15 protein-coding genes are annotated in these 12,946 nt (G+C 70.4%); 10 read left to right on the top strand and 5 right to left on the bottom strand.

Annotated features, from left to right (window positions below):
* Positions 1 to 18 precede the first annotated feature (18 nt).
* Positions 19 to 1,599 carry a DUF2793 domain-containing protein gene (locus MTDSW087_RS09405; RefSeq protein ID WP_144763094.1) on the top strand — a complete coding sequence of 527 codons (1,581 nt, stop codon included), beginning with the start codon at positions 19 to 21 and terminating at the stop codon, positions 1,597 to 1,599.
* A gap of 26 nt (positions 1,600 to 1,625) precedes the next feature.
* On the opposite strand, the gene MTDSW087_RS09400 is transcribed toward MTDSW087_RS09405, so the two are convergent.
* Entirely contained in the window at positions 1,626 to 2,534 is a 909-nt protein-coding gene (locus tag MTDSW087_RS09400) for a hypothetical protein (protein WP_144763092.1), read from the bottom strand.
* A 240-nt stretch (positions 2,535 to 2,774) separates the two neighbouring features.
* Positions 2,775 to 3,824 (bottom strand): hypothetical protein, encoded by a 1,050-nt coding sequence (locus tag MTDSW087_RS09395; protein ID WP_144763090.1) that lies wholly within the window; start codon positions 3,822 to 3,824, stop codon positions 2,775 to 2,777.
* A gap of 187 nt (positions 3,825 to 4,011) precedes the next feature.
* Here MTDSW087_RS09395 and MTDSW087_RS09390 point away from each other — a divergent pair, with 187 nt between their 5' ends.
* The 6 genes from MTDSW087_RS09390 (at position 4,012) to MTDSW087_RS09365 (ending at position 6,935) form a co-directional block, all read left to right on the top strand.
* The gene (locus MTDSW087_RS09390; protein WP_144763088.1) at positions 4,012 to 4,647 is read left to right on the top strand and encodes a lysozyme; all 636 of its coding nucleotides are present in this window, start codon (positions 4,012 to 4,014) and stop codon (positions 4,645 to 4,647) included.
* The gene (locus MTDSW087_RS09385) at positions 4,644 to 5,135 is read left to right on the top strand and encodes a hypothetical protein (protein ID WP_144763086.1); all 492 of its coding nucleotides are present in this window, start codon (positions 4,644 to 4,646) and stop codon (positions 5,133 to 5,135) included. The genes MTDSW087_RS09390 and MTDSW087_RS09385 overlap by 4 nt, the downstream gene beginning before the upstream one ends.
* A gap of 91 nt (positions 5,136 to 5,226) precedes the next feature.
* Positions 5,227 to 5,547, top strand: a complete 321-nt coding sequence (locus MTDSW087_RS09380; RefSeq protein WP_144763084.1) for a hypothetical protein — start codon at positions 5,227 to 5,229, stop codon at positions 5,545 to 5,547.
* On the top strand, positions 5,544 to 5,753 hold the full coding sequence (locus tag MTDSW087_RS09375; protein ID WP_144763082.1) for a hypothetical protein: 210 nt from the start codon (positions 5,544 to 5,546) through the stop codon (positions 5,751 to 5,753). Before MTDSW087_RS09380 ends, MTDSW087_RS09375 begins: the two co-directional genes overlap by 4 nt.
* 113 nt (positions 5,754 to 5,866) lie before the next feature.
* Complete coding sequence (locus MTDSW087_RS09370) at positions 5,867 to 6,244, top strand: PepSY domain-containing protein (RefSeq protein WP_144763080.1); 378 nt, start codon at positions 5,867 to 5,869, stop codon at positions 6,242 to 6,244.
* Positions 6,245 to 6,257: 13 nt separating this feature from the next.
* Complete coding sequence (locus tag MTDSW087_RS09365; RefSeq protein WP_142583754.1) at positions 6,258 to 6,935, top strand: response regulator transcription factor; 678 nt, start codon at positions 6,258 to 6,260, stop codon at positions 6,933 to 6,935.
* 3 nt (positions 6,936 to 6,938) lie between these two features.
* On the opposite strand, the gene MTDSW087_RS09360 is transcribed toward MTDSW087_RS09365, so the two are convergent.
* Both MTDSW087_RS09360 and MTDSW087_RS09355 read right to left on the bottom strand, forming a co-directional pair.
* Positions 6,939 to 7,343 (bottom strand): type II toxin-antitoxin system VapC family toxin, encoded by a 405-nt coding sequence (locus MTDSW087_RS09360; RefSeq protein WP_144763078.1) that lies wholly within the window; start codon positions 7,341 to 7,343, stop codon positions 6,939 to 6,941.
* Positions 7,343 to 7,579, bottom strand: a complete 237-nt coding sequence (locus MTDSW087_RS09355) for a type II toxin-antitoxin system VapB family antitoxin (protein WP_144763076.1) — start codon at positions 7,577 to 7,579, stop codon at positions 7,343 to 7,345. The genes MTDSW087_RS09360 and MTDSW087_RS09355 overlap by 1 nt, the downstream gene beginning before the upstream one ends.
* A gap of 77 nt (positions 7,580 to 7,656) precedes the next feature.
* On the opposite strand from MTDSW087_RS09355, the gene MTDSW087_RS09350 reads away from it, so the two are divergent.
* Together MTDSW087_RS09350 and MTDSW087_RS09345 are read left to right on the top strand one after the other, a co-directional pair.
* On the top strand, positions 7,657 to 9,102 hold the full coding sequence (locus tag MTDSW087_RS09350; RefSeq protein WP_373322020.1) for a sensor histidine kinase: 1,446 nt from the start codon (positions 7,657 to 7,659) through the stop codon (positions 9,100 to 9,102).
* A gap of 207 nt (positions 9,103 to 9,309) precedes the next feature.
* Entirely contained in the window at positions 9,310 to 10,515 is a 1,206-nt protein-coding gene (locus tag MTDSW087_RS09345; RefSeq protein WP_144763075.1) for an acyltransferase family protein, read from the top strand.
* Between the two features lie 70 nt (positions 10,516 to 10,585).
* Here the strand turns inward: MTDSW087_RS09345 and rpmE are convergent, their stop codons facing one another.
* Complete coding sequence (gene rpmE / locus MTDSW087_RS09340) at positions 10,586 to 10,837, bottom strand: 50S ribosomal protein L31 (protein WP_144763073.1); 252 nt, start codon at positions 10,835 to 10,837, stop codon at positions 10,586 to 10,588.
* 261 nt (positions 10,838 to 11,098) lie between these two features.
* Here rpmE and MTDSW087_RS09335 point away from each other — a divergent pair, with 261 nt between their 5' ends.
* Positions 11,099 to 12,943, top strand: coding sequence for an ABC transporter transmembrane domain-containing protein (locus MTDSW087_RS09335; RefSeq protein ID WP_144763071.1), 1,845 nt, complete (start codon positions 11,099 to 11,101; stop codon positions 12,941 to 12,943).
* Positions 12,944 to 12,946 lie beyond the last annotated feature (3 nt).

The raw sequence follows: 12,946 nt of genomic DNA, 5'->3' as shown, positions 1-12,946 counted from the left end.
ATCCCCGGAGAAAGCCGCATGTCGACCACGCGCAACCTCGCGCTGCCGCTGATTGCGGCGGCGCAGGCGCAGAAGCACGTCACCCACAACGAGGCGCTGACCCTCCTCGATGCGCTCGTGCAGATCGCCTGCCTCGACAAGGACCTGGCGAGCCCGCCCCCCGCCCCCGCGGAGGGCGACCGCTACCTCGTCGCGGCGGCGGAACCCGGCGGCGCCTGGACGGGCCTGTCCGGCCGGATCGCCCTGTTCCAGGACGGCGCCTGGACGGGGATCGCCCCGCGCCCCGGCTGGCTCGCCTATCTCGTGGACGAGGCCGACCTCTACACCTTCACCGGCACCCGCTGGACGAGCTTCCGCAGCACGCTCTCGATCCTGCAGAACCTCGCGCGGCTCGGCATCAACACCGCGGCCGATTCAGCGAACCGCCTCGCCGTGAAGGCGGAGGGCGCCCTGTTCTCCTGGGACGATTCCGCGCCGGGCTCCGGCTCGATGCGGCTCAGCGTGAACAAGCAGGACGCGGCCAAGGATGCGGGCCTCGCCTTCCAGACCGGATTCTCGACGCGCGCGCTGCTCGGCACCTTCGGCTCGGACGGCTTCGGCCTCAAGACCAGCCCGGACGGGACGCGCTTCGTCCAGAGCCTCTCCGTCCGGCCCGACAATGGCTGGCTCACCGTGAACGGCCCCGGGCCCGCCCTGGCGCCGCTGCACGTCGTCAACAACGCCAACGGCGACCCGACGAACAACGCGCTCTACTTCGAGAACTACGGCAACGATCCGAGCGGCATGTTCGGCCCCGTGGCTGTCATCAAGGCAGCCGTGGCGCGCGGGACCGCCGGCGCACCGCTGCCGATCCTGAAGGGCGACCGCTTCTTCGGGTTCTTCGGTTCGGGCTGGCACGCGGGCGGCGCCTATTCCGGCAACGCCGTGGCGTTCAACGGCGGCGCGGAGGAGGATTTCACGGCCGGCGCCTGGGGGACCTGTCTCGACTTCCAGACGACGCCGCTCGGTGGCACGGGCCGGCGCTCGGCCGTCAAGTTCAGGGCGAACGGCGCCCTGGAACTGCAGCCGCAGGCGGCTCCCCCGAGCGCCGGCACGGCCGCCGGCCAGCTCGTCTTCGACAGCACGGCTGGCGCCTTCAAGGGCCATGACGGGACGCGCTGGAGCCGCCTGACCAACCAGCCCTGCTTCGCCGCCACGACCAGTTTCGACAACTATCTGCCGGCCGGCACCTGGACCAAGGTCCAGTTCAACACCGCCGATAGCAACGATCAGGGCGTCTTCCGCGCGGATGCGAATCGCTTCGTCGCCCCGGAAGGCGGCCTCTACCGTTTCGGAGCAACGCTCGGCTTCAAGCGCAACGGATCGAGCGCTCCCTCCGCCTTCGAGATCCGGGCCTACCGCAACGGCTCGTCGGCGGGGCGCGGGCGCGGCGCGGCCACGGGCAGCCTCGTCGATGGCGTCACGGCCATCGCGCTCGATACGGTGCTGAAGCTCGATACCGGCGACACCGTGGAGATCTTCGCACGCCTCACCGGGGCCGATGGGTACGCTGCAGCCGCGGAGTCCCTGTTCGCCGGCGTGCAGGTTGCTGCACGGTGAGGGCCGCCTCGGCCGTCACCCACGATTCAAGGTGCTCGGACCACCGGCACCAAGGCCTTCGAGAGGCGGGCGAGATCGTAGTGGCGGATGCCGCTACGGAAATCGTTGATCCCGTAGGTGATGAGCAGCCTATGGTCGTCCGGATCGGCCAGAGCGCCGCAAGGATAGAAGCAGGTGTCGACCGCGGGATTGAGGAGTTTACCGGGCCGAAGGGCGAGCTCCTCGTCGGCAAGGGTAAAGAGGGGTCGGGGGGCAACTGCGATCGGCCTGAACGGTGGGACCGCCTCGAAGGTCAGAAGCGTTCCGCGGTAGGTCTGGCCAGCCGCTCCTGCCACATTCGACTGGGCGACGAGAAATCCCCGGTCGCCGATCAGAATTGGGGCTGCACCGCCGTGCAACGGACCATAGGATCGCTGCAGACTATCGGCTTCCCAATGATGAACGGCGACCGTATCACCTAAAATTTCGTGACCAGAGAAACGCAACCGCAGCACCACGAACGGTGCGATCGAGTAGATTGCGTAAATATCACCTAAATAATCGAAGAAGCCCCAGTTCTTCTCGAAATTCCGACGGCCGTCGCGCTTGACCAATCGCAACGGCGGTGTCTGCGGCACGCCCAACCCGTCGACCCGGACGAGGTAAATCTGATTCGGGCATTCGGAATGCCCTGTATTGAACGAGATATAGATATCGGACCGGCGACGGGTTGCGCGGGGATCGGCATACCAGCGGACGTTACCGCCGAGGTTGCGAACCTCGTCGGACCAGATTTCGTAGGTCGAGGCACGGAATGCTTCATCGAGCAGGCAACGGCGCAGGGTCCGGACGCCATCGGCTCCGACATGGCGATAGAGGCAGACAAGACCCGCGGTCGATCGAAACACGGTCGGGTTGAATGCGTAACCGTCGGCATCCACCGGGAGATCGATCACCCCCCTCCGCAGCAGGCCGTGATCAGACCTTTCCATTCCGGGCGGCCTCCGGGGCGTGGCAGCCTCATCAACCATGCTGTCGGTCACTCAAGGTCAGGGCAGGTATCCCGCGCACGGTCTGGCACGCGCTCTATCGAAATGGCTACCGGCTCGGCGCGAGAGGGCGCGTGAAGACACGGATCGAGGGCCGTTTCCCATTGCAATGCGATCGGCACGAAGCGAGATACAGCGCAGAGATCTTCAAGGCCTCGGCTGAGCCCCCACCTCTCTCAAGAGGGCGGTCAGGTCGGCCACCTCGTGATGCTCATGGTAGGCGCGGGCAAGGGGCGCCGGCGTCCAATCAGGAACCGCGTCGCGTTGCGCGATGATCGCGTCGAGCTTGTCTGCGAGATCGGCGACCGCGGAGTCCGGCACAGCCGTGGTCTTCGTGCGATAATCATAGGCGATCCCGCTCCTGATGACGGAGCCGACACCCATGGTCTGCAGCAATTCCTCGGCGGTAAAGCATTCCTCGAATGCGATCGGATAGCAGCCTGCGGCTATCGCCTCGGGCATGATCCGCGACCCGCTCGCCTCCGTCAGCGAGGACAACCAGAACGTCTTCGCCCGTCCGAGCCCCGCGGCGAGTTCGGGCCGGGTCATGTCCTGAAAGTTGCAAACGCGGCGGCCCCGACTCTTCAAGACCTCCAGGACCGCCTCGACCACGGACCGGTTCCGGGCCGGATGGCTGTTGCAGGCGCAGACGAGATCGAAATCGCGCTCCCTGAAATGCCGCGCCGTGCGAGCCATCACCTCGGCATCGATGCCGAATGGCAGCGCATGGACAGGACCGCGAAATCCGAGGTCGCGAACCGCAGGGATCTGGCCGGGCGTCGGAGCGATCGCGACGTCGCAGGCGAGGACCGACTCCGCAAATCCCTCATGGGCGGCCAGATAGGTCACCTGATGGTGGATTCGGATCACGTGCAGGGTACCGGGGAGCGCCTCGCGCAGCCGACGGATGATCGGGGCCCCGGCCTTATAATAGCAAAGGTTGTACAGGATCAGAGAAGGCCGCTCGGAGATGATCGCTTCGGCCCAATCCGGAAATTCCGTATTGCGGAAGCAATATCGGACACCGCGAACGGGAATTTCCAGATCACGCCTGTAGTGATGCTCGCGCAGATAAGCGACCGTCTCGACGCCCTGTGCCTGCTCGAAGGCCCTCAGCCAAGTATAGGAAACACCAGCATCCAGCCACCGGACTGCAGAATCGGAATGGTCGTGAATTCCGATCCATTTCTGATGCATGGCACTTCCCGCATGGCCCGTGGCGCCAGCGGTCTATAGCGGCGCCCCCCAACCGAGCCAAGCATCGGCTACCGGATGCGGGACGCTCGCGCCTGCACATGCTCCGATGCCCGTATCGCGCCCGGTTCGTTCTGACGGCCGCCGGTGACGATCACACGCGCCATCCCTCGAAAGCGGAGATCGCCCGATGACTCTCAGCCCCATCGGAACGGCCGTCCTGATCGCGCGCGAGGGCCGGCGCCTGAATGCCTACCGCGACACGGCCGGGATCTGGACCATCGGCATCGGCCATACCTCGGCGGCCGGGCCGCCCGCGGTCCGGCGCGGGCTGAGCATCACGGCGGCCGAGTGCGACGCGATCTTCGCGCGCGATGTCGAGGCCTATGCCGCGGCGGTGCGCGCGGCGCTCGCCGTGGCGCTTCCCCCGCACAGCTTCGATGCCCTGGTCTCGGTCTGCTTCAATATCGGGCCCGCCGCCTTCGCCCGCTCGACCTTCCTGAAGCGCCTCAACGCGGGCGACCTGGCCGGCGCGCGCGAGGCCCTGCTCTGGTGGGACGAGCCCGCCGCCATCCGCGGCCGCCGCCGCGCCGAGGCCGACCAGCTCGTCACGCCCTATGCCGAGGCCCTGCCCCGGCCCACCGCGGAGGCGGCGCCGATCGCCCTCGCCGCCCCGGTCGCGGCCGTGCTCGATCCCGCGATCCCGACACCGACGCTCGTCCCTGTCGTCCCGCCCGCCGGCGGCGCGGCCGGGCTCCTGCGCCGCCTGGGTGCCCGCCCCGCGCCGGGCCGCAGATTCATCCGCCCCCGAGGAGACCTCCGATGATCCGCCTGCTCGCCCCCGCCGCCGCCCTCTGCCTCTGCGCCCGCCCGGCCGTCGCGGCCGAGGGGATCGCCGTCGTGCTGCCCTGGGGCGCCTGGCTCGTCGCCTTCGCCGAGGCGGTGCAGGCGGTGCTGAGCCCCGTCCTCGTCGCCCTGGTCACCGGCCTCGTCGCCCGCTTCGTGCCGCTCGCCAGCTACGTGATCTCGCGCAGCGTGGTGGAGGGCGTGGTCCGGCACGTCACCGACTACGCCCTCAACGCCGTCGAGGGCGCCGCCAAGGGGCAGGTGCTCACCGTGCCGGTCGGCTCCGCGGTGATCGCCGCAGCCGTGCAGCGGGCGGCCGACACGGTGCCCGGCTTCCTGATCCGCGCCGCCGGCAGCCTGCCGGGGCTCGCCGAGACCGTGTTCCGCCGGCTCGACCTCGAGCCCGCCGCCACCGCCGCCAACACCCTCGCCCCCGCCCTCGGCGCGGCGGGGCTTGCGGCCCGCTAGAGCCGCTCTCCGCCGAAGTGGATACCGGTTCGGCGCAAGAGAGCGCGTCAAAACAAGAGCTTTGAGCCGCTCCCGAGAACGAAGGCCCGCCATGAGCCGCGCCCAGGATACGAGCCATGCCCAAGATGCCGGCCGGCCGGACACGGCCGAATCGGACGAGGAGCGGCGCGTCGTCCGATTCGGCACCGAGTGGCGGGCCTTCATCCGGCGCCAGAACCCGGACCGGCTCACCGCCCTCGACGAGCTGATCGACGAGCGCATCGAGCGCCGGGCGCTCGCCCGCTTCTACCGCCGCGTGCGCCACGCGGCCGTGGCCGTCACGGTGGCGGCCTTCGCGATCGCTCAGTTCGGGATCGACCGCCTGCCGATCGTGCGCCAGCTCTGGCGCCTGCTCCGGGGAGAGGTCCGATGAACGCCCGCCTCGACCGCGGTCTGACGCGCCTCTACCGCCTCGCGGGCGCGGCCCTGTTCCTCGCCCTGTGCGGCCACGCCGCCTACCGGGCGGGCGTCCGCGGCCGGGAGGCCGCCATCCTGTGCAGCGATGCCGCAGGGGCGAGGGACATGGAACCGCGGCGCGCCTCGCTCGTAACGCTCCGCAACCCGGCGCCCGAGCGATGAGACCAGCCACAGACCCGCACCGACCGATCCCAGCCCCGCGCGGAGCGGTGCTGCGCCCGCATGAGGATGGTATTCAGGGGGCATTCAGTGCCGTTGGCCGACAAGCTCTACCCATGCGCCACGCCCTCGCCCTCGTTGCCCTGAGCCTGACCGCGGCGGCGCTCGCCGTGGGCGGATTCGGCACGATGGCCGACGAGACCCCGGCGAGCACGCCCCGGCCGGTCCAGGCCCCCGCCTCGCCGCCGCCGCGGATCGAGGCCTGCCTCTCGCCCGCCGACATGCGCGAGGAGGTCTCCGAGCGGCGCGTGATCGAGCCGGTGGCCGCGATCCGCGCGGCGCGCACCGTGATCCCGCGGGCCGACATCCAGCGGGCGAGCCTGTGCCGTCACGAGGACGGGCTCGTCTACATGCTCACCGCCTTGCGCCGGGACGGGCATTTCGTGCACGTGGTGGTGGATGCCAAGACAGGCCAGGTTGCCGGCCAGTACTGACGGAGTTTGAGCCGTGCGTCTGCTCGTCGTGGAGGATGACAAGGACATCAACCGGCAGGTCGTGGCCGCGCTGGAGGAGGCGGGCTACGTCGCCGACAAGGCCTATGACGGCGAGGAGGGCGGCTATCTCGGCGAGAGCGAGCCCTACGACGCCATCATCCTCGACATGGGCCTGCCCAAGGCCGACGGCGTCAGCGTGCTGCAGAAATGGCGCCGGGCCGGGGTGAAGACCCCCGTCATCATCCTCACCGCCCGCGACCGCTGGTCGGACAAGGTCGACGGCTTCGATGCCGGCGCGGACGACTACGTCACCAAGCCCTTCCACATGGAGGAGCTGATGGCGCGGGTGCGGGCGCTGCTGCGCCGCGCCGCCGGCCACGCCTCCAGCCAGATCTCCTGCGGCCCCGTCACCCTCGACACGCGCTCGGGCAAGGTCTTCGTGGACGGCAACCAGGTGAAGCTGACGAGCCACGAATACCGGCTGCTCTCCTACCTGATGCACCATACCGGCCGCGTGGTCTCCCGCGCCGAGCTGACCGAGCACCTCTACGACCAGGATTTCGACCGCGACTCGAACACGATCGAGGTCTTCGTCGGCCGCCTGCGCAAGAAGCTCGCGGTCGACCTGATCCAGACGGTGCGTGGGCTGGGCTACCTCGTCGACCCGAACCAGCCCGCAGCGCGGGTGTGAGGCTCAGGCAAGGCCCGCGTTCACGTCGGTCCGCGCGAAGTCGTCACCCTTGAACAGCAGCGGCACCCGATGGCGCCGCGCGACCGCGTAGGCGAAGCAGTCGCCCATGTTGAGACTGGCCGGATGGCCGCGGCCCTTGCCGAAGCGCTCGAATGCGTCGAGCGCCGCATCGCCATCCTCCGGCGCGATCGGCACGCATCGGATCCGCGCTTCCGTAAGCAGGATCTGTATGTCGATCCGGGCCGCCTGCTGACCGCCCTTCCGGTTCCGGGCGACGGCCAGCACCGCCTCGTAGATGGCCATCGGCGAGGTGATCGGATCGGAAGCCGCCTCCAGCCTTGCCGCGAGCGCCTCGCCCTCTGGTTCCTGCAGCGTGATCGCGACCAGTGCCGACGCGTCGACGAACATCACTCGTCGTTCAAGCTGTCGTAGAATGCCTTGTCGGCGACGAGCCCCGTTGACGGACGGGCCGCGACGCGCTCGTGCAGGGGCTTGAGCCGCTCCCACAGGCTCGCCTTCTCGTCCTCGCGGCGGAGTTCGTTGCGCACGGCCAGCTTGACCGCTTCGGTCAGTGGAATCCGGCGGCGCTCCGCTAAGGTACGGACGAGGCGGTCGGTCTCGTCGTCTCGGATGTGTAGAGCCATCGTGCCTGCCCAGGATCGCGTGTGTACATGGAATGAGAGAGCATTCTACACAGGCCGCCGGCTCTCAGGAAGACGGGATGCCGGTCGTCGGCAGCGCCTCGCCGATGACGGTCGTCTTGCAGTTCCTCTCGCTCCGCCGCCGCTCCATCGCGGTGCGCCTCGCGGTCTCGGCCTTCCTGGCCTCGTCGGCGATCCTGCTCATCGCCGCCTGGATCCTGACGACCCTCTACCGGGAGAACACCGAGCGCGCCTTCGACAGCCGCCTGCTCGTCTTCGCCAACAACCTCGCCACCGACCTCGTCTCGCCGAGCGATCCCGAGAGCCGCTCCTTCTCGCTCGGCGACCCGCGCTTCGACCTGCCGCTGTCGGGCTGGTACTGGCAGGTTGGGCGGCCCGACGCGAAGCCGCGGGACCTGCGCACCTCGCGCTCGCTGGTGGGCGTGCCGCTGAAGCCGGCCACCAACCCGGACGGGAAGGCCGGCATCGGCCAGATCCGCCAGGGCTACGGCGTCGCGCAGGACGAGCGTCCCTTGCGCATCATCGAGCGCGACGTCGATCTCGGCGAGGAGGGCCGCTACACCGTGCGGGTGGCGGGCCCGGCCGACGAGATCGTCAACGACGTCGACCGCTTCCGCTTCTCCCTCTACGTCACCTTCGGCCTGCTCGGGCTGTCGCTCGCGCTCACGACGCTCCTGCAGATCCGCTTCGGCCTCGTGCCGCTCAAGAAGATGCGCGCGGCGCTCGGCGCCATCCGCCGCGGCGAGGCCGACCACATCACCGGCACCTATCCGCGCGACATCGCCCCGGTCGCGAGCGAGGTGAACCTCCTCATCGAGACCAACCGGGAGATCCTGGAGCGGGCCCGCACCCAGGTCGGCAACCTCGCCCACGCCCTGAAGACGCCGCTCTCGATCATCGTCAACGAGGTCGGCGCGGCGGACGCGCCCGAGGATCTCGCCCAGAAGATCCGCGAGCAGGCCGGCGTGATGCGGGACCAGGTGAACTACTATCTCGACCGCGCCCGGGCCGCCGCGCTCGCGGGCACGCTCGGCACCTCGACGGAGGTCGAGCCGGCGCTCGCCGGGCTGGTGCGCACCTTCGGCAAGATCTACCGCGACAAGGACATCGCCTACGAGGTCCACGTGCCGCCGGGCCTGCGCTTCCGCGGGGAGCGGCAGGATTTCGAGGAGATGGTCGGCAACCTCGTGGACAACGCCTCGAAATGGGCCCACGGGCGCGTGGCGATCCGGGCCGAGGCCGTCTCGAAGGACGATTACCCGCATCTCGTGGTCTCGATCGAGGATGACGGGCCGGGCCTGCCGCCCGACGCGCGCAAGGCGGTGCTCGGGCGCGGCAAGCGCCTCGACGAGTCGAAGCCGGGTTCGGGCCTCGGCCTGTCGATCGTCGCCGATCTCGCCGCCCTCTATCGCGGGCGCTTCAGCCTGGAGGAGGCGACGCTCGGGGGCCTGCGCGCCGTGCTGGAGGTGCCGGGCGACGCCTCGGCGCCCGCGGCGGCGCATTAGCTGCATGTTCCGCAGAAGCGGTTGCCGGTTCTGCGAAGGAAAATGCGGCCCACGCAATGAGATAGAGCATTCGAAGAACAGGTCCCACCGGGGCCGGAGCCACGTGAGGCGGCAAAGCCACACTCCGGCGAGAAGCGACGGCCCCGCCTTGCGCCGCCGCGCTTCGGCGGCGACCCTCGGCCTGAACGGCAATCGAGGGGGTTGCCCGTGCTGGGACCGGTCTTCGACATCCTGCTCGGCGGGATGCTCGCCTATGGCGCGGCGGCGCTCGCCGCCGCCGGGCTTCTGCGCGCGCGGCTGATCCCGCCGCAATCCGCGCCCGAGCCCGCCATCGACGGCCTGCGCGGCGCCCTCGCCCTGGCTGTGCTCGTCCACCATTTCGCGATCTGGCAGCAGGTGGCCCGCACCGGCGCGCCGTGGGGGCCGCTCCCGTCCCTCGTCCTCAACAATCTCGGCGCGGGCGGCGTCGGCCTGTTCTTCATGGTCACGGGCTACGTCTTCTATCCCCGCATCCTGCGGGGCCTGCGCGCCCTCGACCTGCCGACCCTGTACCTGACGCGGCTGTTCCGGATCTATCCAGCCCTCGTCGTCTCGGTGCTGCTCGTCCTCGCCCTGGTCGCCGGACGCCACGGTCTCGCAGGCGCCGGCAGCCTCGGCCACGAGCTCGGCGCCCTGCTGCACTGGCTGACCTGCCGGGGCACGCCGCCGCTCCTCGGCGATGCGGGGGCGGGCCAAATCAACGCCTTCGTGCTCTGGTCGCTCTGGTACGAGGGCCTGTTCTACCTCTTCGTGGTGCCCCTCTGCGCCGCGGCGATGGACGCGGTCCGCGGCCGCCTGCCGAGCTGGGCCGTGCCGGCCGCCCTCCTCCTCGGCGCCCTGCTGCTGCGCCCGCTCCTGAAGGGCGCGCTGCCGATCGTCGCCTACCTGCCGCTCTTCGCAGTCGGCATGCTCGCCCACGAGGCCGCGCAACGGGAGCGCCTCGCCGCCCGCCTGCGGGGCCGGGCCGCGGCGCTTGCCGGCCTCGGCGCGCTCGCCCTCGCGCTCGCGACCCAGGCCGTGCCGGGCAAGCCCGTGGCGCTCGCCCTCTACGGCGCCTTCTTCCTCTGCGCCGCCTGCGGCAACGGCTTCGGCGTCCTCCGCAGCGGGGCCGCGCAGGCGCTCGGCGCCTGCTCCTACGGCCTCTACCTGCTGCACGGACTGGTGCTGAGCCTGCTCTTCGTCGACCTCACGGCCCTGACCGGCCGCGTCGGGACGGCCTGGCTGCCGCTGCTGATCCCCGTGGCGGCGGTCGCGACGACCCTGCTCGCAGCCGTGGTCCACCGGCAGGTCGAGATGCCCGGCATCCGGGCCGGCCGGGCCCTGACCCGGATCCGCATCCCCCGCCTCGCCCGGCTGCCCGCGCGGGCGGCCTGAGCCGCGACGGAACGAAAAAGGGCGGCCCCGCCGGGACCGCCCTTTTTCGTTCCGTCGCGTGTCGCGGGCTTCAGCCGCGACCGCGCAGATTGCCGAAGCGCGAGTTGAAGCGCGAGACGCGACCGCCGCGATCGAGCATCTTCTGCTCGCCGCCGGTCCAGGCCGGATGGGTGAGCGGGTCGATGTCGAGGTTCAGCTTGTCGCCTTCCTTGCCGTAGGTCGAGCGCGTCTCGTACGTGCTGCCATCCGTCATCACGACGGTGATGAAGTGGTAGTCGGGGTGTTCGGTCCCCTTGGCCTTCGCGGCCGCGTCCTTCGCCATGATCCTCGGTCCTTCGCCGGCCCCCTGATTCGGGCGGGTGCCGCGGCCCCCGCCGCCTCGTGGGGCGGACACCTGTTCGATTTTGGAATTGTTGCAATGAACCCGGGGTTCATGGCAACGGCTCGTGCAACGCCGACCGGCCCGTCTCTAGAGGCCCGCGGCCATTCAACACGCGCAATCGGATGAGGCCGCGCGTATACCGCAGGCTCCGTCCGCGAACAAGCGCGACAACGAGGGAACGACGGATGACGATGGAGCGTCATGGCCGCTAAGTCGAAACGCGCATCCGAGGAGCGCGGCAGGGCCTCCCTCGGCGCCCTGCGCCCCCTGCTGCCCTTCGCCGCCCGCTACCGCATCCGCATCCTCGCGGCCTTCGTCGCGCTGCTGGCCGCCTCCGCGGCGACGCTGGTGGTGCCGATCGCCATGCGCCGGGTGATCGACCACGGCTTCTCGGAAGCGGGCTCGGGCGTGATCGACGCCTATTTCCTGGCCCTTCTCGGCGTGGTGACGGTGCTGGCGGTCGCGAGCGCGGCGCGCACCTACACCGTGGTGACGCTCGGCGAGCGCGTGGTGGCGGACCTGCGCAGCGCCGTGTTCCGGCGGCTCACCGTGCTCGACCCGGCCTTCTTCGACCGCACGCAATCGGGCGAGATCGTCTCGCGCCTCACCGCGGACGCGACCCAGGTGAAGGCGGTCTTCGGCGTCTCGATCTCGATCCTCCTGCGCAACCTGTTCCTGTTCATCGGCGCCGTCGTGATGATGGTGATCACCAGCCCCTGGCTCTCGGTGCTGGTGCTCGCCGCGATCCCGCTCATCGTCTTCCCGCTGATCCTGTCGGGCCGCGGCGTGCGCCGCCGCTCGCGGGCGGCGCAGGACCGGCTCGCCGATGCCTCGGCCTACGCCGCGGAGGCGGTCGGGGCCGTGCGTACCATGCAGGCCTTCGGCCGGGCCGAGGCCACCGCGGCCCGCTTCGCGGAGGCTTCGGAGGAGGCCTACGCCGCCGCCCGCGCCTCGGTGCAGGGGCGGGCGCTGCTCACGGGCGTCGCGATCTTCCTGATCTCGTCAAGCGTCGTCGGGGTGATGTGGTACGGCGCGCAAGGCGTTCTCGCCCACACCATGAGCGCGGGCCAGCTCTCGCAGTTCGTGCTCTACGCGGTGTTCGGCGCCGGAGCGCTCGGCCAGCTCTCCGAGGTCTATGGCGAGATGGCCCAATCGGCCGGCGCCGCCGAGCGCCTCGCCGAGATCCTGGCCGCCGAGCCCGCGATCGGCCGGCCGGCCGAGCCCCTCGCCCTCCCCGAGCCGGCGCAGGGCGCCGTCACCTTCGACGACGTGCGCTTCGCCTATCCCACCCGCGAGGAGCGGCCCGCCCTCGACCGTCTGGGCTTCCACGCGGCACCGGGCGAGCGCATCGCGCTCGTCGGCCCGTCGGGGGCCGGCAAGAGCACGGTGCTGCAGCTCCTGCTCCGCTTCTACGACCCGCAGGGCGGCCGGGTCCTCGTCGACGGCATCGACGTCGCCCGGGTCGACCCGGAGGATCTGCGCGCCCGCATGGCGCTGGTGCCGCAGGACCCGACCGTGTTCTCGGGCACGGTGATGGAGAACATCCGCTACGGCCGCACCGAGGCGGGCGAGGACGCGGTACAGCGCGCCGCCGAGCTCGCCCATGCCGACGGCTTCATCCGGGCCCTGCCGCAGGGCTACCACACCCCGATCGGCGAGCGCGGCGTGACGCTCTCCGGCGGCCAGCGCCAGCGCATCGCCATCGCCCGGGCCATCCTGAAGGACGCGCCGATCCTGCTCCTCGACGAGGCGACCTCGGCCCTCGACGCCGAGAGCGAGCGCGCCGTGCAGCAGGCCCTCGATACCCTGATGACCGGGCGCACCACCCTCGTCATCGCCCACCGGCTCGCCACGATCCGCGCCGCCGACCGCATCCTCGTCCTCGACGAGGGCCGGATCGTCGAGGAGGGCACGCATGAGAGCCTGCTCGCCGAGGGCGCGCTCTACGCGCAGCTCGCCGCCCTCCAGTTCACCGACGCCCTCGACGAGACGGCCCGCGGCAAGGGCCGGATCGCCCGCAGCGAGGCCCTGCCGGCGGCCGAATAAACA

It is taken from the genome of Methylobacterium dankookense (assembly GCF_902141855.1).
GTDB classification, from domain to species: domain Bacteria; phylum Pseudomonadota; class Alphaproteobacteria; order Rhizobiales; family Beijerinckiaceae; genus Methylobacterium; species Methylobacterium dankookense.
Note: the sequence above shows the minus strand (reverse complement) of the source record. Positions and strands in the feature narration are given on the sequence as shown.